Below are 20571 nucleotides of genomic sequence, written 5' to 3'. Positions count from 1 at the left end.
GTTTATTCGTTCAGATAGCGAAACAAGAATCCGACATCAGGCCTTAGTGCAGGCCAAGAAAGTCGACGATCTGTGTGAAATAATCTTCGAAGCCTACAAAGGCGTGATTGCCACCGGATTCTACCGTCTGGCGACAGGGGGTGTAGTAAGTAACCGCCTGGCGATAATCAAGCACTTCGTCGCCCGTCTGTTGTAACAGCCAGATGAGATCTGGCGAATCTAACGGGTCAACTTGCATGACTTTAAGATCGTAAATATGGCGAGACTCTAGCACATATTGCTGCCCGGTGTAGGGGTTCTCGTTGGTGCCGAGATAATCCACCAGCAATTCAAAAGGCCGGACTGCGGGGTTTACCACTACTGCTGGGAGCGTAAAACATTGCGACAGCCAGGTGGCGTAATAGCCGCCCAAAGACGAGCCAACTACACCTAACGGTTCGCCACCATGCTCCAGCACCAACGACTCCAGCAACTCTGCCGCATCGGCAGGATACGGTGGAAGTACCGGTACAATCATATTGATATGCGGATGGTTCTGCGCAAGCCACGCTTTGAAACTGGTGGCCTTGGCTGAACGCGGCGAACTGTTGAAGCCGTGTAAGTAAAGTAGCGTTGACATCAATAACCTTCTGACGCGGTATCAGGGTTAAATACCGCACCCTTCAGCCGGCAAACCTCCGTGGTCACCTCACCGTTTGGATGAAGTTCCAACCAACGCCAACCCGGCTCGATGGTATCGAGTGTGAAGTTGGAGCAGTGAGGTTTGAATTGCACGCAAGTCGAAGGTGTTGCCAGCATGCGCCGACCATTCCAGTCGAGATCTAACTCCTGATGAATATGCCCACACACCAGAGTTTTCACTTTTGGGAATTTTTGCAGTACGTTATCAAGCTCAGCGGCATTGCGCAGGCTATGTTGGTCCAGCCAACTACAGCCCGCAGGGACTGGGTGATGATGTAACAGCAATAGAGTATGGCGTTCAGGCGCACCGGAGAGCTTGCGCTCCAGCCAGTCGAGCTGATAGTCACTCAATTCACCATGTGGAACACCAAACACCTGGCTGTCCAGCAACAAAATTTGCCAGCTATCACCTAAGAAAACTTGTTTAGCCGGGGAAATTCCTGCTTCCAGCAACGAGCTGAACATCGCCGGTTGGAAATCGTGGTTACCAGGGAGCCAAACGCAGGGCGCAGGAATCTCCGCGATGCCTTCAACAAAGTGTTGGTAGGCTTGCGCACTGTGATCCTGGGCCAAATCCCCAGTTGCAACGATAAGGTCATAATGACGCTGCTCAGCGAGGATGGCGTCAATAACAGCCTGATAACTCATCCAGGTATTGATACCAAGCAGCGTTTCGTTCTTTCCAGAGAACAGGTGGGTATCTGTAATTTGCAAGATCCTGATCTGGCCCCCACCGGCCACAGGAAGATTTAACAGGCTTTCCAAATGGTGTCCTTAGGTTTCACCCTCACTAACAAACCGGAACCGCCATCGCTCCATGCGCCAAACAATAACGCAGCCAATCGGCTAGAAACTGGTTAATTTGATGCTTTTCGTCGCGTTGATGCAACTTTTTATTAGGATAATCATAACGCGCTTTGAAGCGAAAGATCTGCTGACTTGAACACACTTCCGCGACCATCGCGTCATGATATAGCCTCACCGACATCGATGGTAGGCTCCAGTAGCTCACCGCTGGGGCCGTTTGTTCGATCTGCACAAGAGTTGTATAACGTGTCGACTCAAGAATAATGAGTCGATATTGGGCGCTACTGACCTGATAAGTGACTTTTTCACCTACCTCATCATTACGAGGAAGCAGACGTCGTAGTTGCGCGAAATTGGTTTCGCACAGGCGCATCATTTCCGGGAAGTCAGGTGTGTAGCGCTTCATGTTTAATTGTTCCACTCGGCTCTTAATTTCTCATGATGCAATTGCAGCCAAAGCAGTGCGATGACTGAAGCTGCGTTGTCGATTTTCCCTTCTTCTACTAACTGATAAGCCTGTTCCCGGCTCACGACATGAACACGAATATCTTCGTTTTCATCTGCCAGACCATGTATACCCTGCGCGTTCGAAGCATCAACTTCTCCCACAAGGATAGATAAACGCTCGCTGGTCCCACCCGGACTTGCCAGGTAGTTGATAACCGGTTTAGTTCGACCCACAACCAAACCTGCTTCTTCGACGGCTTCACGGCGTGCAACGTCTTCGACGCTTTCACCTTCTTCAATCATTCCTGCAACCAATTCGAGCAACCACGGGCTTTCGCTGGTGTCATAGGCAGCAATCCGAATCTGCTCTATCAATACAACTTCGTCTCGCACAGGGTCATAGGGTAGCAGTACTGCAGCGTGCCCGCGTTCTAAAATTTCACGCCGAACCTCACCACTCATTTCGCCATTAAACAGGCGATGGCGGAAGCGATAAAGATCTAGCGAAAAAAAACCGCTATAAAGCGTTTCCCGTGCAATAATTTCAACATCGTTTTTACCTAACGTGACAAGTTGATCTTTTTGCTTAGTCATATTGGTTTCCTGATATTTTTATGGTCATGAAATGTGCGAATTCAAGTTGGTATGACTGCCGTTTCATTTCCTATGTGGTAGATTGATGAAAATTAAGGGCAGATGGCACATTACGCCAAGCTTCCCAGCTGGCAGACTCTGCTAGAATCGGCGATCATTTTCGGCTCTTGTCAGCGCTAACAAACAATTTCTGCTTCACAACAAGGAATGCAAATGAAGAAACTGCTCCCAATTCTTATCGGTCTGAGCCTAACGGGTTTCAGTGCCATGAGCCAGGCAGAAAACCTGATGCAGGTTTATCAGCAGGCACGTTTAAGCAACCCGGACTTACGTAAATCCGCTGCTGACCGTGATGCCGCATTCGAAAAAATCAACGAAGCAAGAAGCCCATTACTGCCACAGCTCGGCCTTGGTGCTGATTATGAATACAGCAATGGCTTCCGTGATTCGAATGGCATCGACTCCAATACGACCAGTGCCTCTTTGCAATTAACGCAAACTATTTTTGATATGTCGAAATGGCGTGCGCTTACCCTGCAAGAAAAATCTGCCGGTATCCAGGATGTTACTTATCAAACTGACCAGCAAACGCTGATCCTGAATACAGCGACTGCCTATTTCAATGTGTTGAGTGCCATTGACGCCCTCTCCTACACAGAAGCACAGAAACAGGCTATTTATCGCCAGTTAGATCAAACTACTCAGCGCTTTAACGTAGGCCTGGTAGCCATCACAGACGTTCAGAACGCCCGTGCACAATACGATAACGTATTAGCGAACGAAGTGACTGCACGGAATAATCTGGATAACGCGGTAGAAACGCTGCGCCAGGTCACTGGTAACTACTATCCGTCTCTGGCTTCGCTGAACGTTGATGGCTTCAAAACCAACAAGCCTGACGCGGTGAATAATCTGCTGAAAGAAGCAGAAAAGCGTAACCTGGCATTGTTACAGGCACGTCTGTCTCAGGACTTAGCACGCGAGCAAATTCGTTACGCTGAAACTGGCCATATGCCAACCGTGGGCTTAACCGCTTCGACAGGTGTTTCTGACACTGACTACAGCGGCTCTAAAACCACTAGCCAAGCGTATAGTGACCAAGGTGTAGGCCAGAATAAAATCGGTCTGAATTTCTCTCTGCCACTGTATAGCGGCGGTTCTGTAACTTCTCAGGTGAAACAAGCGCAATACAACTTTGTAGGCGCAAGTGAGCAACTGGAAAGCGCACATCGTAGCGTGGTGCAAACAGTTCGTTCTTCGTTTAACAACGTTAACGCCTCTATCAGTACCATCAACGCCTATAAACAAGCTGTTGTCTCTGCCCAAAGCTCTTTAGATGCAATGGAAGCAGGCTATTCCGTGGGTACACGTACCATCGTTGATGTGTTGGATGCGACGACTACGCTATATAACGCAAAACAACAGCTCTCTAGTGCTCGTTATAACTACCTGATCAACCAGCTGAATATTAAATCAGCTCTGGGTACGCTTAACGAACAAGATTTGATTGCGTTGAACGGCACATTAGGCAAACCAGTACCAACTACTGCCGAAAGTGTCGCGCCAGAAACGCCAGACCAGAACGCTCGTGCAGATGGTTACTCAGCTGATACAGCAGCAACCACTGAGACGGCAACACCAGCAAAAGCAACTCCGGTCTCTGCAACAAACAAAAAATCAGCTAACCCATTCGGTAACTGATCGGGTATTTCGGGGGCATGACAACATGCCCCCGTCACAACTTACGCAGCCGAACGTAAGGCAAAGTAAAGATCTCCCTCCAAACAGCCGTCATCGCTTTAATTTCAACCATTCATCCCCTATTCTAAACGCAATATTAGCTTCATTCCTTTGGGCTCAGGACAGAACAATGAAACGGACAAAAATCATAAATCACGCATCGTTCCGCAAAAGCTGGAACGCCCGCCATTTAACGCCGGTCGCACTGGCGGTTACCGCTGTGTTTATGCTTGCCGGTTGCGAACAAAATGACGAAACAGTTTCCATGTATCAAAACGCGGATGACTGCTCGCAGGCCAACCCTGGTAAAAGTGCTGAATGTACTACTGCCTTTAACAACGCGCTGAAAGAAGCAGAACGTACCGCACCGAAATACGCTTCGCGCGAAGAATGTATTGCTGAGTTTGGTGAAGGCCAATGTCAGCAAGCCCCTGCACAAGCCAGCATGGCAGGTGAACAAGCTCAGGCTCAGCCACAACAAAGTGGCAGCTTCTGGATGCCGCTGATGGCGGGCTACATGATGGGTCGTCTGATGGGCGGCGGAGCGGGCTTCGCGCAGCAACCGTTGTTTAGCTCTAAAAATCCAGCAAGCCCGGCTTACGGTAAATATGCAGATGCCACCGGCAAAAGCTATGGTGCAGCCACACCAGGCCGTACGGCTACAGTTCCAAAAACAGCCATGGCGCCAAAACCTGCAACCACCAGCACTGTAACTCGTGGCGGTTTCGGTGACTCAGTCGCCAAACAATCAACTATGCAGCGCAGCAACAGCGCAACAGGTTCTTCTCGCTCCATGGGTGGCTAAGAAATTATGGAAAGAATTGCGATTACTGAGCGCCCGGACTGGCGCGAGAAAGCCACTGAATACGGTTTTAACTTTCACACCATGTATGGCGAGCCGTACTGGTGTGAAGACGCATATTACAAGCTAACGCTCCCTCAAGTTGAACGCCTGGAAGAAGTCACCGCTGAACTGCACCAGATGTGCCTGAAAGTTGTGGACAAAGTAGTGAGTAGCGATGAGCTGCTGGCTAAGTTCCGCATTCCTAAGCACACCTGGGAATTTGTACGTCAGTCATGGCGCACTCAGCAGCCGTCTCTTTACTCACGCCTGGATATCGCGTGGGATGGGATTGGTGAACCTAAGCTTCTGGAAAACAATGCCGATACGCCAACGTCTTTATACGAAGCGGCATTCTTCCAGTGGATCTGGCTTGAAGACCAGGTTCAGGCTGGGAATTTGCCTGCGGGAAGCGATCAATTCAACAGCCTGCAAGAGAAGATCATTGAGCGTTTTGCTGAATTAAAACAGCAACACGGTTTCAACCTGGTACATTTTGCCTGCTGCCAGGACACTGTAGAAGATCGCGGTACTGTCCAGTATTTGCAAGATTGTGCAGCTGAAGCAGAAGTGGCGAGCGAATTCGTCTACATGGAAGAAATCGGTCTGGGCGAGAAAGGCCAGTTCACGGATGTGCAGGATCAGGTTATCAGTAACCTGTTCAAGCTCTATCCGTGGGAATTCATGCTGCGTGAAATGTTCTCCACCAAACTCGAAGATGCTGGCGTTCGCTGGCTGGAACCTGCCTGGAAGAGCATTATCTCCAACAAAGCGTTGCTGCCAATGCTGTGGGAAATGTTCCCGAATCATCCAAACTTGCTGCCTGCTTATTTCGCTGAAGATAACTATCCGGCGATGGATAAGTACGTTGTGAAGCCCATCTTCTCCCGCGAAGGTGCGAATGTGAAGATCATCGAAAACGGCGAAGAAATTGCCCGTGTTGATGGCCCTTACGGAGATGAAGGCATGATCGTGCAGGAGTTCTATCAGTTGCCAAAATTTGGTGACAGTTATGTGCTGATCGGCAGCTGGCTTATCAACGATCAACCTGCGGGTATTGGTATTCGTGAAGATCGCGAGCTGATCACTCAGGATCTTTCGCGCTTCTATCCGCATGTGTTTGTAGAGTAAATATTAAAAGGTTTAGATTTTCGCCTTCGTAGGTCGGATTAGCGTAAGCGACATCCGACATAAATTGGTGGATGTCGCTTACGCTAATCCACCCTACAAAACCCGTTTATCTACCTTTCCCAGCAATCTGAGGCGCGAAATTCGCGCCTTTTTTTATCCGATAACAACAGAAAGCATACTCAACGATCCCATCTCAATACCGTCTGTCGGCAGCGTAATTGGCTCTTTGCCATCCCATGCCCCGAGAACATACAACAACGGCAGGTAGTGATCCGCTGTTGGATTAGATAACGATCCGCCTTCATGCTCCAGGTAATTCACAAGAGGGTGTTCGGCTACCGGCCCAAGCCAGGTGAGATTGTCTTTAACGTATTGGTTAAATGACTCAGCCCATGGATATGGCGTGTTTTCACCGTGCCAGCGCGCAGTTCTCAGGTTATGAACCACGTTACCACTGGCAATCAGCATGATGCCCTGATCGCGCAATGTCGCCAGCTTGCGGCCAATCTCAAAATGCCATGCCGCCGGTTTAGTGCTGTCGATACTGAGCTGTACCATTGGAATATCGGCATTCGGGTACATCTTAATAAGCACGCCCCAGGAGCCGTGATCAAATCCCCAGGCTTCTTTGTCTTGCATCACCGGAACGGGTGCCAGAAGGTCAACTAACTGTTGTGCAAGCGCAGGGGAACCCGGTGCCGGGTAATGGGTATCGTACAAGGCCTGTGGGAAACCACCGAAATCATGGATAGTTTTTGGCGTTTCCATTGCCGTAACACCCGTGCCTTTAGTGAACCAGTGCGCAGATACCACCACAATTGCTTTTGGACGCGGTAAGGTCTCTCCCAAATGGCGCCAGGCCTGGGTATATTGGTTATCTTCCAGCACGTTCATTGGGCTACCGTGTCCTAGGAACAGCGCAGGCATTCGTTGAGTTTTCATGGTGGTGTCCTTTAATCAGGTAATTCAGTTTATGAAAGCTACAGTACGCGCTTTTACGCTATGAAGAACTCAGATAAGCATGATGAAGATCTTCAGGAAATTTGAATGTAAGCGATGTGTAAAGCTTCTCAACTGGCTCTCGATTTTTATCACATCGCCCATTAATATTAATGAGAATCATTATCAAAAGGAGTGATAAATGTCAGTACCCTTGATCCTGACCCTATTAGCAGGGGGAGCCACTTTTATTGGTGCTTTTCTTGGCGTGCTCGGCCAGAAGCCATCAAACCGTGTGCTGGCATTTTCTCTCGGCTTTGCAGCGGGCATTATGTTGCTTATCTCGCTTATGGAAATGCTGCCTGCCGCACTCCACACCGAAGGAATGTCGCCCGTATTGGGTTATGGCATGTTTATGCTGGGTTTGCTGGGTTACTTCGCACTTGACCGCGCCCTGCCCCATGCACATCCGCAAGACTTGATGGACAGCAAACCGCAGCCGCGTAATTTACGCCGCACAGCGTTGTTGCTGACTCTTGGTATTAGCCTGCATAACTTCCCAGAAGGTGTGGCGACCTTTGTTACCGCCAGCAGCAACCTGGAATTAGGCATGGGAATTGCACTCGCAGTGGCATTGCACAATATTCCTGAAGGTTTGGCCGTGGCAGGACCTGTCTACGCGGCTACGGGTTCAAAGCGCAAAGCTATCTTCTGGGCAGGTATTTCCGGGCTGGCAGAAATTCTGGGTGGCGTGTTGGCCTGGCTGATCTTAGGCCCGATGATTTCGCCTGTTTTGATGGCAGCAATTATGGCTGCCGTCGCGGGCATTATGGTGGCATTGTCGGTCGATGAATTGATGCCGCTCGCGAAAGAAATCGACCCACATAACAATCCGAGTTACGGCGTTCTTTGCGGTATGGCGGTGATGGGGTTTAGCCTGACGCTGCTACAAAGCAATGGAATCGGCTAAAAAAGAAGCCCGGTGTAGAAAAACCGGGCTTTTTGCTTTTTAGCGAGAGTTAGCTGGCTTTGCGTTCATGAGCCTGACGGTATTCCACCAGGTCTTCAATCGTCACAACAGCCATATTGTGCTGGCGGGCAAAGGTCATGCACTCTGGTGCACGCGCCATGCTGCCATCATCGTTGGTCAACTCACACAACACACCAGCAGGTTTGAAACCCGCAAGCGTGACCAAATCAATGGTTGCTTCAGTATGGCCACCGCGAGTTAACACGCCACCAGGCTGAGCACGGAGCGGGAACACATGGCCTGGGCGATTCAGGTCGCTTGGTTTTGCGCCATCAGCAATCGCGGCACGCACAGTCGTAATACGGTCTGCAGCAGAAACACCGGTAGTCACACCGCTTGCAGCTTCGATAGTCACAGTAAACCCTGTGCCATAGGCACTGGTGTTGTTCTCAACCATCATTGGCAATTCGAGTTGTTTACGGCGTTCTTCGGTCAGGCACAGGCAAACAATACCGCTACCGTGGCGAATGGTCAGAGCCATTTGCTCAACGGTCATGGTTTCCGCTGGGAAAATCATGTCGCCTTCGTTCTCGCGATCTTCATCGTCAAGAACCATTACCCCGCGGCCTTCACGCAGTGCTTCAAGAGCATGTTCAACGCGTTGTGTAGGGGTGCCAAATGCAGAAAGGAGCGTCTGATTCATGGTAAAAAAACCTCATTAATATTATGGTTACCAGAATCAGGGCAGTCTTAGGAGCTATAAAAATAACGTGAGCAGGCTTAAAAGCTTGAGCTTAGTCGTTACTCTCTCCCATCCGGACTTTAACCGTCGGCTCCGGAATTACACCGGATCTGCTGACCTCCAGATTGCTCTGGAGCGCTCGCGGGCTTTCAGCGTTTGCTGATTTACCGCCGGTGGGGAGTTACACCCCGCCCTGAGAATAAGCAGACTTACTATAACGCCGATGATTTTCTCTGGCAACGCCAAACCTTATAACATTTCGGGTTTCTAACGAGCCTTACAGGCATTACAATTAAAACTAATCGCGTATGACAATCCCGTAAGATGATGGAAGCCACTATGATTGACCCGAAAAAAATTGAACAGATCGCACGCCAGGTCCACGAGTCAATGCCGAAAGGGATTCGTGAATTCGGGGATGATGTCGAGAAGAAAGTACGTCAGGTTTTGCAGTCACAGTTAACCCGACTGGATCTGGTAAGCCGCGAGGAGTTTGATGTGCAGACTCAAGTACTGCTGCGCACCCGAGAAAAACTGGCGTTACTGGAGCAGCGTTTAACCGAGCTTGAGAGCCGTAGCGTTCAGGCACCGGAAGTTACTCCGCCGACCGAACCACAGATGTAAAAAACGCCCCTGACCAGGGGCGTTTCTTATTGTACTTTGCGGGGCTTATGCGTCGTGGCTTTGAATCTTTTTAATGATGTTCGTGGTTGAGCAACCATCTTCAAAATTCAGCACCATCACTTCACCACCGTTGGCCCAGACTTCTTTACTCCCGGCAATATCATCCGGTTTGTAATCGCCACCTTTGACCAGCAGGTCAGGCAAGATCTCGCCAATCAAGCGTTGTGGAGTATCTTCTTCAAACAACACCACCCAATCCACCGCTTCCAGTGCTGCTAACACGATCATGCGCTGATCCTGCGGGTTTACCGGGCGGGTTTCACCTTTCAGGCGTTTGGTTGAAGCATCACTGTTTGCCGCAACAATCAGGCGGTCGCCAAGTTTGCGTGCATTCGCCAGATACGAAACGTGGCCTGCGTGAAGAATGTCGAAAACGCCGTTAGTCATTACGACTTTTTCACCGCGTTTACGCGCGTTCGCCACAGCAACTTTTAACTCAGCTTCGGTCATCACGCCAAAACCTGAATCCGCACGACCACGCACTGCGTTTTCCAGCTCAATTGGCGAAACGGTAGAAGTACCCAGTTTGCCCACCACTACGCCTGCCGCTGCATTGGCAAAGTAGCATGCTTCCTCCAGCGAATTACCCGCAGCAAGCGTTGCCGCCAGTACGCCAATGACCGTGTCACCTGCACCGGTCACATCGTAAACTTCCTGCGCCTGCGTCGGCAGATGGAACGGTTCAATACCCGGTTGCAGCAGCGTCATGCCGTGTTCAGAACGGGTGATCAGCAAAGCAGAAAGATCGTATTCAGCGATGAGCTTCATACCGCGTTCCACCAGCTCTTCGTCGTTCTTACACTTGCCAACAACCGCTTCAAATTCAGAGAGGTTTGGCGTTAGCAGCGTAGCACCGCGATAGCGATTAAAGTCGGTTCCTTTCGGATCGATAAGCACAGGAACGTTTGCAGCACGCGCAAGGCTAATCATATGCTGAACACTTGCCAGCGCGCCTTTTGCGTAGTCAGAAAGCACCAGCGCGCCAATGTGCGGCAAAGCCTGGCTAATACGCTCGTGCAAAGGTTCCGGATCAACACCTTCAAAGCCTTCTTCAAAATCGAGGCGAATCAGCTGTTGGTTGCGGGAAAGTACACGCAGTTTGGTGATTGTCGGATGAGTCGGCACCGAAACGAAATCGCACTTAACGTTCACACCGGCCAGCGTCTGGCTGAGTGCCCGCGCAGCATCGTCGATGCCCGTCAAACCCACCAGGCGAGAATTAGCACCCAACGAAGCAATATTCATTGCCACGTTAGCCGCGCCGCCAGGACGTTCTTCAATGTTATCGACTTTCACCACTGGTACCGGAGCTTCCGGGGAGATGCGGCTTGTAGGGCCATACCAGTAGCGATCCAGCATCACATCACCAACTACCATGACGCCTGCACGGCTGTATTCGGGCAGCGTTACTTTCATTCCTGACTCTCCAGAGAGGGATAAAATTTTGTCGCGGATAATATCACAATTAATCTTATGCGCGTGTTTGCGGCTCACTCAGCCACATACGCCAGCTTGTTAATACCTGCTCGCGCTCTTGAGTGAATGTATCCATTGCCACGTTTCCAGGCAGCTCTTGCAATGCCAGGTGATGAAGTTCATCGCGCAACGTGACATAAGCATGCGTCAGCGCTTTCGCTTCGTCATCACTCATGATGTCGTTTTGCGCCATTAATTCCAGAATGCGCACATTGTCAGACCAACGCGTCAATTTTGGGGCCTGCGCCGCATAACGTAATACTAGATATTGAGTGATAAACTCAATATCGGTAATGCCACCTTCATCGGCTTTAATATCAAAGCGTTCACGCGTTTTCCCACCCAGATGCGCGCGCATTTTTTCACGCATCTCCCGCACTTCAGTCTGGAGTTTTTCACCTTCACGCGGTACACACAAAATCTTGCGGCGAATCGCATCGAACTCCTGCTTAAGCAGCGGATCGCCATAGACAATTCGCGCCCGCACCAGGGCCTGATGCTCCCAGGTCCAGGCTTCGTTTTGCTGATAATCAGCAAAGGCTTCAGTGGTGGTGACGAGCATTCCCGCCGCGCCAGAGGGGCGCAAACGTGCGTCCACTTCATACAAAATACCTGAGGAAGTACGGGTGCTAAACAGGTGCATAACTCGTTGCGCTAGACGCAAATAGAACTGGCGACCATCAATTTCACGTTCGCCATCGGTCATGACATCCGATGGGCAATCGTGCAGGAATACCAGATCCAAATCGGAGCTATAACCCAGCTCCCAGCCGCCGAGTTTGCCGTAGCCGACAACCGCAAAACCGCGCCCTTCACGGTTCTGTAAGTGCTTCGGCTGGCCGTATCGCAAGACCATTTGCGCCCAGGCTTGCTGGACAACAGCGTCAATCATCGCTTCAGCAAGCCAGGTTAAGTGGTCACTCACTTTCATCACCGGCAGTGTGCCCGTAATGTCAGCCGCCGCCACGCGTAGCAACTGTGCCTGTTTAAACTGACGCAACGCTTCTAGCTGCTGTTCTTCATCGTCATCCGGCACGCGCAGCAAATACTGGCGTAACTCATCACGATAAGCATCGGTGGCGGTCGGTTGGTAAAGGGTATTCGGATCGAGCAGTTCATCAAGCAGAAGCGGGTAACGCGCCAGTTGACTGGCAATCATCGGTGACGCAGCACACAGCGTAATCAGGTGTTTAAGCGCCCCCGGATATTCCGTCAGCAACTCAAGATAAGTCGTGCGCGTAACTATGCCGAGTAACAGCGGTATTAAACGAGACAATGGCAACGGTGCATCGCTGCGGGAACAGGCCTCACACAGCAAGCGTGGCATCAGTTGATCCAGCACCTGACGGCCACGCGGCCCAATGGTGCGCTTGTCAGTGTCCTGGCGGAAATCACTCACCAGGCGTAAAACTTCACCCCGCGCTTGCGGCGTTAAATGCTCGAGAACCGGCGTGTTCACATCGGCATCCAGCGCATCCTGCCATAGCTCACGCCAGGCTTCAGCGAGCTTATCTTCACCCGGTTCCGGTTCGTCATCGCCAATCAATTCGTTAAACACCTGGCGCACGGCACTCATATGCTGTTGCAAGGTGACTTGCAGCTCGTCCCAGGTTTGCGCATTCATGCCCCACGCCAGGCGAGCACGGTTCAGCTCATCGCCAGGCAAAGTCTGCGTTTGCTCGTCATTAATGCTTTGCAGCAGGTTTTCGAGACGGCGAAGGTATAAATAGGCCGCATTGAGTTTTACGGCATTTTCTTCTGGCAGCAGGTGTAAATGCTGGATAGCTTCAAGAGTGGGTAGCAAAGAGCGCGACTGCAAAGATGGCTCGCGCCCGCCACGAATAAGCTGGAATACCTGGACGATAAACTCAGTTTCACGAATGCCGCCCGCGCCGAGTTTGATGTTATCGGTCAACCCTCGGCGGCGCACTTCACGGGCAATCATCCCTTTCATGTTTCGTAGCGACTGAATAACACTGAAATCAATATAGCGACGGAAGACAAAAGGCCGCAGCATGTTGCGCAGCTCCTGGCTCCATGCGTCATCGTTATCGCCCATGATACGCGCTTTAACCATCGCGTAGCGTTCCCAGTCGCGGCCTTGTTCCTGGTAATAATCTTCTAATGCGGCGTAGCTCACTACCAACGGGCCGCTGTCACCGAACGGACGCAGGCGCATGTCGACGCGATAAACAAAGCCGTCTTGCGTCGGTTGATCGAGGACTTTAATCAGGCGCTGACCGAGGCGTGTGAAGAACTGGGCATTGTCCAATTCACGGCGCCCACCCTGGGTTAAACCGTTTTCCGGCCAGGCAAAAATCAGGTCGATATCGGAGGAGAAATTCAGCTCCCCACCGCCAAGTTTGCCCATCCCGAGTATCATCAGCGGTTGTGCGACACCCGCCTGGTTACACGGCGTGCCCCACTCGCGGCAGCATGCTGCATAAAGCCAGTCACGGGCGGCGATAATCAACGTTTCTGCAAGGGCACTTAATTGCTGGAGGGAGCTTTCAGTCGGCACCTGCTGCAACGCCTGTGACCAGGCAATTCTCACCATCATGCGACGGCGGAACAGGCGCAGTGCGCTCATTAATGCGGGTTCACTATCGACCTCCTGCAACGCTTGCTGCAGCCAGGCCGCGTAGTCCTGCCATTCGTCGGCAAGCGGTGGAGAATGCTGTAATTCTTCAAGCCATGCGGGATAGGCCGCCATGCTGTCACAAACAAAATCACTAAACGCCAGAACAGCCTGAGCCTCAGGGCTTAACGTCTGGCGGTCAATCTCTTGTGGCAGACGCGCCAGCGCCGCCTGCAAATGCTGCTGTAATAGTGGCGCTTGCGACATCATGGTCGTGTCCCTTAGAAACGGTGGTTACTACTTACCGCTATGCAGCCAGAAAGGAGCCTGCGCAATAGCTTCATTACGAAAATGTTCGATTTCTACCTGTTGGCGCGTCGCAATGGCGTGACGCAGCCCTTGCCAGTTATCCAGCCACGGTTGCGTTTTCGCATCGTCATAAACGCCTGCCAGCAGGCGAATGGAGCCAGTTTCACGTGCCAGACGCGGCAACTGATCAGCATAGCTATCGCCCAATGGACGCTGGAAAGTTTCTTTCAGTTCTGCGGCATGACGCGAAAGATGGGTATCCGCAAAACGCTTAAACGAACCGGCCAGTTTGACGTTAGCTTTTTCGTCGGTGAATTTCTGCCACTGACGCCCAACCAGCCACTCGGTCAGCACCAGTTTGGCCTGGCTGCTTTCCGCACTGAAAGCCAGTTCCTGTGCTTTCAGGTCTGAGGCCAGCATGGTTTCGTAAGTTGCGGTCAGTTCGCGAACTTGCGTGCTCGCCTTGCGTGGAATAATGCCGCCGAACAGCGCCAGCGCGTAGCGCACAAGGCCAACCGCTTCCAGAACCTGTGCTTTCGCCTTGCCGTTGCCACGCAACCACAGCTCTTCGTGGTATTGCCAATGGCTAAGCGCCAGTTCCAGTGAACCTTCCAGTCCTTGTTCAACCGTCGCTTTTGGGGGAACGCGTAATACCGTTAACGGCTTAATCTCTCTTTCCATATTTCCCTGCACCAGATGGTATCCACGCGCGGCTTTGCTCAGGCTGCCCTGGCGTAAACCCGGATGAGTAATCAGTTGCTTCGCAAAAACTAAAACGTCTGCAGTTTCGCCTTCGAGTAATTCCAGTTCCAGCTCGCACAGTGGTTCAGACAGTTCACCCGCTTTCACTTCTCCGAGATCCAGCGCCAGTTCGATACGGCTTTTGCCGTGCGTTACCACCCATTTTTCACGGGCAAAATCAGTGCTGAAAAGTGGGTTTAACTGGGATTGCAAATCGTCCGGGGAAAGGCCCTCAGGCCAGACTTCCTTTGGCAGCAGCGACAGGTCAAGCTCAGCCTTGCTTAGCTCAACATTATATTCCGGCCGCTGGTGCAGTCCGCCAGTGACACGGCCTGCGATTTTCATCGTCATTTCATAGCGGCCATTATCGCCACGGATGCGCAAACCCATATCATGACGGCGCAACTGGTTGTCGGCAGTTTCATAATAGATGTTGAGCAATTGGCGAGGTTCGCTATGCTGGCTTTCCAGCGAATTTAATGTATTACGAAGAGAATCCAGTTCAGCTGGATTAACGATAAATTTGAGTTCGATTTCCTGAGTCATCGTCTTTTTACTTTTAGTTGTGTCACATCGAGCTAACGCCCGGCGAACTTAGTCTCACAATAGCGGTCAGTAGATAATATTTTTCGCCAAATTACCATGAGTGGCGCGCATTTTGACGAGCCATAAGCTGTGAGCAATTGGTCAAATTCACACCAGGATGATTCTCATTCAGGTTTACGGATTGCGCCGTCAGACTGATGCCACTACTATCGTTCCACTATTTATGACAATAACGACGAAATCATGCACAAATTCCGCCTAATTTGCCTTACTTTGCTCTCCCTTAGCGTTTCCGTAGTGGCCCATGCCGATGAAAAACGTTATGTATCTGACGAATTGAACACCTGGGTGCGTAGTGGTCCTGGGGATAATTACCGCTTGCTTGGCACCGTAAATGCGGGCGAAGAAGTGACCTTGCTGCAAAGCAATGAAGAAACTAAATATGGCCAGGTGCGCGACAGTAATGGCCGCACCTCTTGGATCCCATTGGCGCAACTGAGCACCAATCCAAGCCTGCGTACGCGTGTGCCGGACCTGGAAAACCAGGTTAAGACACTGACTGACAAGCTCACAAATATCGATACCACCTGGAATCAGCGCACGGCTGAAATGCAGCAGAAAGTCGCGCAGAGCGACAGCGTAATCACCGGTCTTAAAGAAGAAAATCAACAACTTAAAAACCAACTGATCGTCGCAAAGAAGAAAGTCGATGCCGCGAATGTTCAGTTGGATGACAAGCAACGTGCCATCATCATGCAGTGGTTTATGTATGGCGGCGGTGTCGCTGGGTTCGGTCTGCTGCTCGGCCTGTTACTGCCGCACATGATCCCAAGCCGCAAGAAGAAAGATCGCTGGATGAACTAATCTGCAACCCTGTATCCTACACTTACGTATTATCGTAATTGGATGCAGGGGCATTAAAGCGTGAAGATTTATCTGGTCGGTGGTGCAGTACGTGATGGGTTGTTGAGATTACCGGTCAAAGATAAAGATTGGGTGGTTGTTGGTGCAACACCACAAGAGATGCTTGATGCTGGTTACCAGCAGGTTGGGAAAGATTTCCCGGTGTTTCTGCACCCTAAATCACGTGAAGAATATGCACTCGCGCGTACTGAGCGCAAATCAGGCCAGGGTTACACGGGTTTTACCTGCTATGCCGCGCCTGATGTCACACTTGAGCAGGACTTGTTGCGCCGCGATTTGACCATCAACGCGATTGCCCAGGACGAACGCGGCGAATTTATCGATCCGTATAACGGACGTGTCGATATCGAAAAACGCCTTCTACGCCATGTGTCGCCAGCTTTCAATGAAGATCCCCTACGCGTTTTACGCGTAGCGCGCTTTGCAGCACGCTACGCTCATCTCAATTTCCAGATTGCCCCGGAAACTCAGGCGCTGATGTCCGCGATGGCAGCTAACGGCGAACTTGAGCACCTCACACCGGAACGCGTCTGGAAAGAGACTGAAAACGCCCTCACCAGCCGTAACCCACAAGTTTATTTCGATGTGCTGCGCAAATGCGGTGCGCTGAAAGTCCTGTTCCCGGAAATCGACGCGCTGTTCGGTGTGCCTGCCCCTGAAAAGTGGCATCCGGAAATCGACACCGGCATTCACGTACTGATGACGCTGTCGATTGCCGCTCAGCTCAGCCCGGAAGTTGACGTGCGCTTTGCCACGCTGTGTCACGATCTTGGTAAAGGGCTCACGCCAAAAGAGTTCTGGCCGCGTCACCATGGGCATGGCCCAGCAGGGGTAAAACTTGTCGAACGGTTATGCCAGCGCATGCGTGTGCCGAATGAAATTCGTGACCTCGCCAAACTAGTTGCCGAATATCACGATCTGATTCATACGATTGCTATCCTGCAACCGAAAACCATCATCAAATTATTCGATGCCATCGACGCGTGGCGCAAACCGCAGCGTGTTGAACAAGTGGCGCTCACCAGCGAAGCCGATGCCCGCGGGCGCACTGGTTTTGAAGCCAGTGATTACCCGCAAGGCAGGTTGCTGCGCGCGGCATGGATTGCGGCGCAAAGCGTCACCAACAAAGAAGTGATTGATGATGGTTTCAGCGGCCCGGCAATTCGCGATGAATTAACGCGCCGCCGTATTGCCGCCGTGGAAGCATGGAAAAAAGAAGCAGGTTTGGCCACGCCTTTGCCATCCGCTAGCTGATGGATATCTGCTACAAACGAAGACGCCAAACAAAAAGCCACTCAACATGAGTGGCTTTTTTATTAGTGAGTGGAGAACTTTAGAAGAATACGAAATACACCACTGCGGCAACAGCAAAACGATAAATTGCAAAAGGAATAAACGAAATACGTTTAATAATTTGCAGGAAGGTTTTAATCGCAATCAGTGCAACGATAAATGCCGTGATAAAACCAACGGCAAACATTGGCAGGTCAGCCATGGTTAAGAAGCCGATGCTCTTATACACATCCAGCACCGTGGCACCCATCATCATAGGCACCGCCAGCAGGAAGGAGAACTCAGACGCTGCATAACGGCTAACGCCCATCAGCATGCCACCAGATATAGTCGCACCGGAACGAGAGAAACCCGGCCACAAAGCTAAACACTGGAAACAACCAATCGCAAACGCCTGCCGATAAGTCATGTCATCCACGCCTTCTGCACGCGGAACTTTAGGTTTGAACACTTCCGCCACAATCAGCAATACGCCGCCGACGACTAATGCGTACATGACGTTTATAGGGTTAAAGAGTGATTTAATGGCATCGTGGAATACCAGCCCCAGAACCACAGCAGGCACCATACCCAGCAAGATATGGATCAGCGATAAACGCCCTGTTCCAGTGCCTTCGTGCGGCTGGCGGCCAAAATGAATGCCAATCAAGCCAAACAGGCGACGCCAGAACATCACCACAACAGCTAAGATCGAACCAAGCTGGATTACCACTTCAAATGTTTTCGCGGTATCACCTTCAAATCCCAGAAGGTGACCAACAATAATCATATGGCCGGTGGACGAGACGGGTAAAAACTCCGTTAACCCCTCGACAACACCAAGAATCGCGGCAATAACCAACGAGTGCAGATCGCTCATTAAAAAAATCCTCTAACCCCAAAAACAAACGTTAAAAAAGCGGCATTTGCCGCGAAAGATCACAGTTAAGACCAGGTTACCTACTTTTGGTTTAACTATGATGAACCTATTTACTGAGTTTAAGATTAACGCCACGCTCAATCACCACACCAACATTCGCGGCCTGTGCCACAGCACCTGGCTTGCTGACTTTTAACCTGACCCAAGGTGAGTTAAAGCGAGTTAGTAGCAATTGCGCAACCTCTTCAGCAACGCGTTCTACCAATGCAAAGCGACCACCAGAAACATGGCTTATCACTGCTTCGCTAACATCGGCATAGCTTAAACAATCGTTTACATCATCGCTGCTGGCGGCCTGGCGGTTATCCCATGCCATTTCGATATCGAATACCAGCTTCTGGGAGATCGTTTGTTCCCAGTCATAAACACCAATCGTGGTGATTACAGTAAGTTGCTCTATAAATACAATGTCCATCACGCCCTGCCCGGTTTTTAGTCACGCCAGATACCACTTCCGGCGAAATATGCGTATTATCCACAGATGCAGAGAATACAACGACACTTTCAAAATGGAACAGCGTTATGAGTGCAATCGCGCTTGGCATGATCCTTCTTGCGTATCTTTGCGGCTCAATTTCTAGTGCCATCCTGGTCTGCCGAATCGCGGGTCTTCCTGATCCGCGGCAAAATGGTTCTGGCAATCCGGGTGCGACCAATGTCTTACGTATTGGCGGTAAAGGCGCAGCCGTAGCGGTACTGATTTTTGACGTTCTCAAAGGGATGTTGCCCGTCTGGGCGGCATACGCTCTGGGCGTAACACCATTCTGGCTGGGGCTTATCGCCATCGCTGCCTGTCTTGGTCATATCTGGCCGGTTTTCTTTAATTTCCACGGTGGTAAAGGCGTTGCAACAGCTTTTGGTGCCATTGCCCCTATCGGCTGGGACTTAACCGGCGTGATGGCAGGAACCTGGCTGCTGAGCGTTTTACTCAGCGGTTATTCGTCAGTGGGTGCGATTATCAGCGCACTGATTGCACCGTTCTACGTCTGGTGGTTTAAACCGCAGTTCACCTTCCCGGTAGCCATGCTTTCATGTCTGATTTTAATGCGCCACCACGACAATATTCAGCGGTTATGGCGCGGGCAAGAAACCAAAATCTGGAAGAAACTGCGCAAAAATAAAGACAAAAAAAAGGAGTGATTACTCACTCCTTCTCGACTAATTCTGCAAAGTTTTCACGCCGCTGGTAACTCAGCCAATGGCCAGCGAGGGCGAACTGTAACGCTTAATTCGCCAACCGTTCCTGCTTTCAAACGAATCATACCTGCGTAGGCAATCATCGCACCGTTATCGGTACAAAACTCAGGACGAGCGTAGAAGACTTCGCCACGGCGTTTAGTCATCATTTCTGCCATGCGCGCACGCAGTGTACGGTTGGCACTCACGCCACCAGCCATCACCAGACGTTTAAAGCCAGTTTGATCCAACGCACGTTTGCACTTGATTGCGAGGGTATCGACAACCGCATCTTCAAAGGCACAAGCAATATCGGCACGCGTTTGCGGATCTGCTTCGTTGCCGCGAATAGTGTTCGCAGCAAAGGTTTTCAGACCAGAGAAACTGAAATCAAGACCAGGGCGGTCAGTCATCGGGCGTGGGAAAGTAAAGCGCCCCGCAGTGCCTTCAGAAGCCATTTTTGACAACATTGGGCCACCAGGATAATCCAGGCCCAATAGTTTAGCAGTCTTATCAAAAGCTTCACCTGCGGCGTCGTCAATTGACTCCCCCAGAAGTTCGTATTGGCCAATGCCCGTCACACTAATCAGCTGCGTATGGCCGCCGGAAACCAGCAATGCCACGAACGGGAACTCTGGCGGATTGTCTTCCAGCATCGGAGCTAATAAATGCCCTTCCATGTGATGCACCGGCACAGCGGGCACATCCCAGGCGAACGCCAGAGAACGGCCAATTGTTGCGCCTACAAGCAGTGCTCCTACAAGCCCTGGTCCGGCGGTATAGGCAACACCATCAATATCTTTTGCTGTTAATCCAGCCTCCTTAAGAGCCGCCTGGATCAATGGCACGGTTTTGCGTACATGGTCACGGGAAGCAAGCTCCGGCACCACGCCGCCGTAGTCAGCATGCAATTTCACCTGACTATACAATTGATTGGCTAACAAACCCTTTTCATCGTCGTAAATGGCGATGCCGGTTTCATCACAGGATGTTTCTATACCCAGTACACGCATGGCGTTCTCTACCTCAAAGT

At 51.0% G+C, this 20571-nt stretch carries 20 protein-coding genes and 1 riboswitch; of the genes, 8 read left to right on the top strand and 12 right to left on the bottom strand.

Going from position 1 to position 20571, the window contains the following annotated elements; all coding sequences use genetic code 11:
- Positions 1–43: 43 nt before the first annotated feature.
- From yqiA to nudF, 4 genes are read right to left on the bottom strand one after another with little or no spacing between them, the layout of a single operon-like run.
- On the bottom strand, positions 44–619 hold the full coding sequence (gene yqiA, locus M977_RS14020; RefSeq protein WP_064516087.1) for an esterase YqiA: 576 nt from the start codon (positions 617–619) through the stop codon (positions 44–46).
- A complete protein-coding gene (cpdA, locus tag M977_RS14015; protein WP_064516085.1) occupies positions 619–1446 on the bottom strand; it encodes a 3',5'-cyclic-AMP phosphodiesterase in 828 nt (275 codons plus the stop codon). Before cpdA ends, yqiA begins: the two co-directional genes overlap by 1 nt.
- 25 nt (positions 1447–1471) lie before the next feature.
- Positions 1472–1894 (bottom strand): DUF1249 family protein, encoded by a 423-nt coding sequence (locus M977_RS14010; protein ID WP_064516083.1) that lies wholly within the window; start codon positions 1892–1894, stop codon positions 1472–1474.
- A gap of 2 nt (positions 1895–1896) precedes the next feature.
- Positions 1897–2529, bottom strand: coding sequence for an ADP-ribose diphosphatase (nudF, locus tag M977_RS14005; protein ID WP_064516081.1), 633 nt, complete (start codon positions 2527–2529; stop codon positions 1897–1899).
- Between the two features lie 207 nt (positions 2530–2736).
- On the opposite strand from nudF, the gene tolC reads away from it, so the two are divergent.
- The 3 genes from tolC (at position 2737) to M977_RS13990 (ending at position 6241) form a co-directional block, all read left to right on the top strand.
- Positions 2737–4230 (top strand): outer membrane channel protein TolC, encoded by a 1494-nt coding sequence (tolC, locus tag M977_RS14000; protein WP_074392033.1) that lies wholly within the window; start codon positions 2737–2739, stop codon positions 4228–4230.
- Between the two features lie 169 nt (positions 4231–4399).
- A complete protein-coding gene (locus tag M977_RS13995; protein ID WP_064516077.1) occupies positions 4400–5074 on the top strand; it encodes a DUF1190 family protein in 675 nt (224 codons plus the stop codon).
- Positions 5075–5080: 6 nt separating this feature from the next.
- Positions 5081–6241 carry a glutathionylspermidine synthase family protein gene (locus M977_RS13990; RefSeq protein WP_064516075.1) on the top strand — a complete coding sequence of 387 codons (1161 nt, stop codon included), beginning with the start codon at positions 5081–5083 and terminating at the stop codon, positions 6239–6241.
- 153 nt (positions 6242–6394) lie between these two features.
- Here the strand turns inward: M977_RS13990 and ygiD are convergent, their stop codons facing one another.
- Positions 6395–7183 (bottom strand): 4,5-DOPA-extradiol-dioxygenase, encoded by a 789-nt coding sequence (ygiD, locus tag M977_RS13985; protein WP_064516073.1) that lies wholly within the window; start codon positions 7181–7183, stop codon positions 6395–6397.
- A gap of 199 nt (positions 7184–7382) precedes the next feature.
- Here ygiD and zupT point away from each other — a divergent pair, with 199 nt between their 5' ends.
- Positions 7383–8150: a zinc transporter ZupT gene (gene zupT / locus M977_RS13980; RefSeq protein WP_064516072.1), complete on the top strand. Its 768-nt coding sequence runs from the start codon at positions 7383–7385 to the stop codon at positions 8148–8150.
- Between the two features lie 49 nt (positions 8151–8199).
- On the opposite strand, the gene ribB is transcribed toward zupT, so the two are convergent.
- Positions 8200–8853, bottom strand: coding sequence for a 3,4-dihydroxy-2-butanone-4-phosphate synthase (ribB, locus tag M977_RS13975; protein WP_064516070.1), 654 nt, complete (start codon positions 8851–8853; stop codon positions 8200–8202).
- 96 nt (positions 8854–8949) lie between these two features.
- A riboswitch (FMN riboswitch) is annotated at positions 8950–9097 on the bottom strand.
- Positions 9098–9231: 134 nt separating this feature from the next.
- Here ribB and ubiK point away from each other — a divergent pair.
- Positions 9232–9516, top strand: a complete 285-nt coding sequence (gene ubiK, locus M977_RS13970; protein WP_064516068.1) for a ubiquinone biosynthesis accessory factor UbiK — start codon at positions 9232–9234, stop codon at positions 9514–9516.
- Between the two features lie 45 nt (positions 9517–9561).
- Here ubiK and hldE read toward each other — a convergent pair whose 3' ends face one another.
- The 3 genes from hldE to M977_RS13955 are packed head-to-tail and all read right to left on the bottom strand — an operon-like array spanning position 9562 to position 15226.
- Entirely contained in the window at positions 9562–10992 is a 1431-nt protein-coding gene (gene hldE, locus M977_RS13965) for a bifunctional D-glycero-beta-D-manno-heptose-7-phosphate kinase/D-glycero-beta-D-manno-heptose 1-phosphate adenylyltransferase HldE (protein ID WP_064516066.1), read from the bottom strand.
- A 55-nt stretch (positions 10993–11047) separates the two neighbouring features.
- Positions 11048–13897 (bottom strand): bifunctional [glutamate--ammonia ligase]-adenylyl-L-tyrosine phosphorylase/[glutamate--ammonia-ligase] adenylyltransferase, encoded by a 2850-nt coding sequence (gene glnE, locus M977_RS13960; protein ID WP_064516376.1) that lies wholly within the window; start codon positions 13895–13897, stop codon positions 11048–11050.
- A gap of 30 nt (positions 13898–13927) precedes the next feature.
- Positions 13928–15226: a CYTH domain-containing protein gene (locus M977_RS13955; protein ID WP_064516064.1), complete on the bottom strand. Its 1299-nt coding sequence runs from the start codon at positions 15224–15226 to the stop codon at positions 13928–13930.
- Between the two features lie 243 nt (positions 15227–15469).
- On the opposite strand from M977_RS13955, the gene M977_RS13950 reads away from it, so the two are divergent.
- A complete protein-coding gene (locus tag M977_RS13950) occupies positions 15470–16090 on the top strand; it encodes a TIGR04211 family SH3 domain-containing protein (RefSeq protein WP_064516062.1) in 621 nt (206 codons plus the stop codon).
- 60 nt (positions 16091–16150) lie between these two features.
- Positions 16151–17404, top strand: a complete 1254-nt coding sequence (locus tag M977_RS13945; RefSeq protein ID WP_064516060.1) for a multifunctional CCA addition/repair protein — start codon at positions 16151–16153, stop codon at positions 17402–17404.
- A 79-nt stretch (positions 17405–17483) separates the two neighbouring features.
- Here M977_RS13945 and bacA read toward each other — a convergent pair whose 3' ends face one another.
- Positions 17484–18302 (bottom strand): undecaprenyl-diphosphate phosphatase, encoded by an 819-nt coding sequence (bacA, locus tag M977_RS13940; RefSeq protein WP_064516058.1) that lies wholly within the window; start codon positions 18300–18302, stop codon positions 17484–17486.
- Positions 18303–18408: 106 nt separating this feature from the next.
- Entirely contained in the window at positions 18409–18777 is a 369-nt protein-coding gene (gene folB, locus M977_RS13935) for a bifunctional dihydroneopterin aldolase/7,8-dihydroneopterin epimerase (RefSeq protein WP_064516056.1), read from the bottom strand.
- 107 nt (positions 18778–18884) lie between these two features.
- Here folB and plsY point away from each other — a divergent pair, with 107 nt between their 5' ends.
- Positions 18885–19502 carry a glycerol-3-phosphate 1-O-acyltransferase PlsY gene (gene plsY / locus M977_RS13930; RefSeq protein ID WP_064516054.1) on the top strand — a complete coding sequence of 206 codons (618 nt, stop codon included), beginning with the start codon at positions 18885–18887 and terminating at the stop codon, positions 19500–19502.
- Positions 19503–19537: 35 nt separating this feature from the next.
- Here plsY and tsaD read toward each other — a convergent pair whose 3' ends face one another.
- A complete protein-coding gene (tsaD, locus tag M977_RS13925; RefSeq protein WP_064516052.1) occupies positions 19538–20551 on the bottom strand; it encodes a tRNA (adenosine(37)-N6)-threonylcarbamoyltransferase complex transferase subunit TsaD in 1014 nt (337 codons plus the stop codon).
- Positions 20552–20571 lie beyond the last annotated feature (20 nt).

Source organism: Buttiauxella gaviniae ATCC 51604, assembly GCF_001654835.1.
Classification (GTDB): Bacteria; Pseudomonadota; Gammaproteobacteria; order Enterobacterales; family Enterobacteriaceae; genus Buttiauxella; species Buttiauxella gaviniae.
The sequence above is the reverse complement of the archived record's forward strand: the minus strand, read 5'-3'. Positions and strand labels throughout refer to the sequence as shown.

Bases quoted from the DNA above. Each gene is read 5' to 3' on its own strand.
- yqiA (WP_064516087.1), bottom strand. From the start codon at position 619: ATGTCAACGCTACTTTACTTACACGGCTTCAACAGTTCGCCGCGTTCA.
- M977_RS14010 (WP_064516083.1), bottom strand. From the start codon at position 1,894: ATGAAGCGCTACACACCTGACTTCCCGGAAATGATGCGCCTGTGCGAA.
- nudF (WP_064516081.1), bottom strand. From the start codon at position 2,529: ATGACTAAGCAAAAAGATCAACTTGTCACGTTAGGTAAAAACGATGTT.
- tolC (WP_074392033.1), top strand. From the start codon at position 2,737: ATGCAAATGAAGAAACTGCTCCCAATTCTTATCGGTCTGAGCCTAACG.
- M977_RS13995 (WP_064516077.1), top strand. From the start codon at position 4,400: ATGAAACGGACAAAAATCATAAATCACGCATCGTTCCGCAAAAGCTGG.
- M977_RS13990 (WP_064516075.1), top strand. From the start codon at position 5,081: ATGGAAAGAATTGCGATTACTGAGCGCCCGGACTGGCGCGAGAAAGCC.
- ygiD (WP_064516073.1), bottom strand. From the start codon at position 7,183: ATGAAAACTCAACGAATGCCTGCGCTGTTCCTAGGACACGGTAGCCCA.
- zupT (WP_064516072.1), top strand. From the start codon at position 7,383: ATGTCAGTACCCTTGATCCTGACCCTATTAGCAGGGGGAGCCACTTTT.
- ribB (WP_064516070.1), bottom strand. From the start codon at position 8,853: ATGAATCAGACGCTCCTTTCTGCATTTGGCACCCCTACACAACGCGTT.
- ubiK (WP_064516068.1), top strand. From the start codon at position 9,232: ATGATTGACCCGAAAAAAATTGAACAGATCGCACGCCAGGTCCACGAG.
- hldE (WP_064516066.1), bottom strand. From the start codon at position 10,992: ATGAAAGTAACGCTGCCCGAATACAGCCGTGCAGGCGTCATGGTAGTT.
- glnE (WP_064516376.1), bottom strand. From the start codon at position 13,897: ATGTCGCAAGCGCCACTATTACAGCAGCATTTGCAGGCGGCGCTGGCG.
- M977_RS13955 (WP_064516064.1), bottom strand. From the start codon at position 15,226: ATGACTCAGGAAATCGAACTCAAATTTATCGTTAATCCAGCTGAACTG.
- M977_RS13950 (WP_064516062.1), top strand. From the start codon at position 15,470: ATGCACAAATTCCGCCTAATTTGCCTTACTTTGCTCTCCCTTAGCGTT.
- bacA (WP_064516058.1), bottom strand. From the start codon at position 18,302: ATGAGCGATCTGCACTCGTTGGTTATTGCCGCGATTCTTGGTGTTGTC.
- folB (WP_064516056.1), bottom strand. From the start codon at position 18,777: ATGGACATTGTATTTATAGAGCAACTTACTGTAATCACCACGATTGGT.
- plsY (WP_064516054.1), top strand. From the start codon at position 18,885: ATGAGTGCAATCGCGCTTGGCATGATCCTTCTTGCGTATCTTTGCGGC.
- tsaD (WP_064516052.1), bottom strand. From the start codon at position 20,551: ATGCGTGTACTGGGTATAGAAACATCCTGTGATGAAACCGGCATCGCC.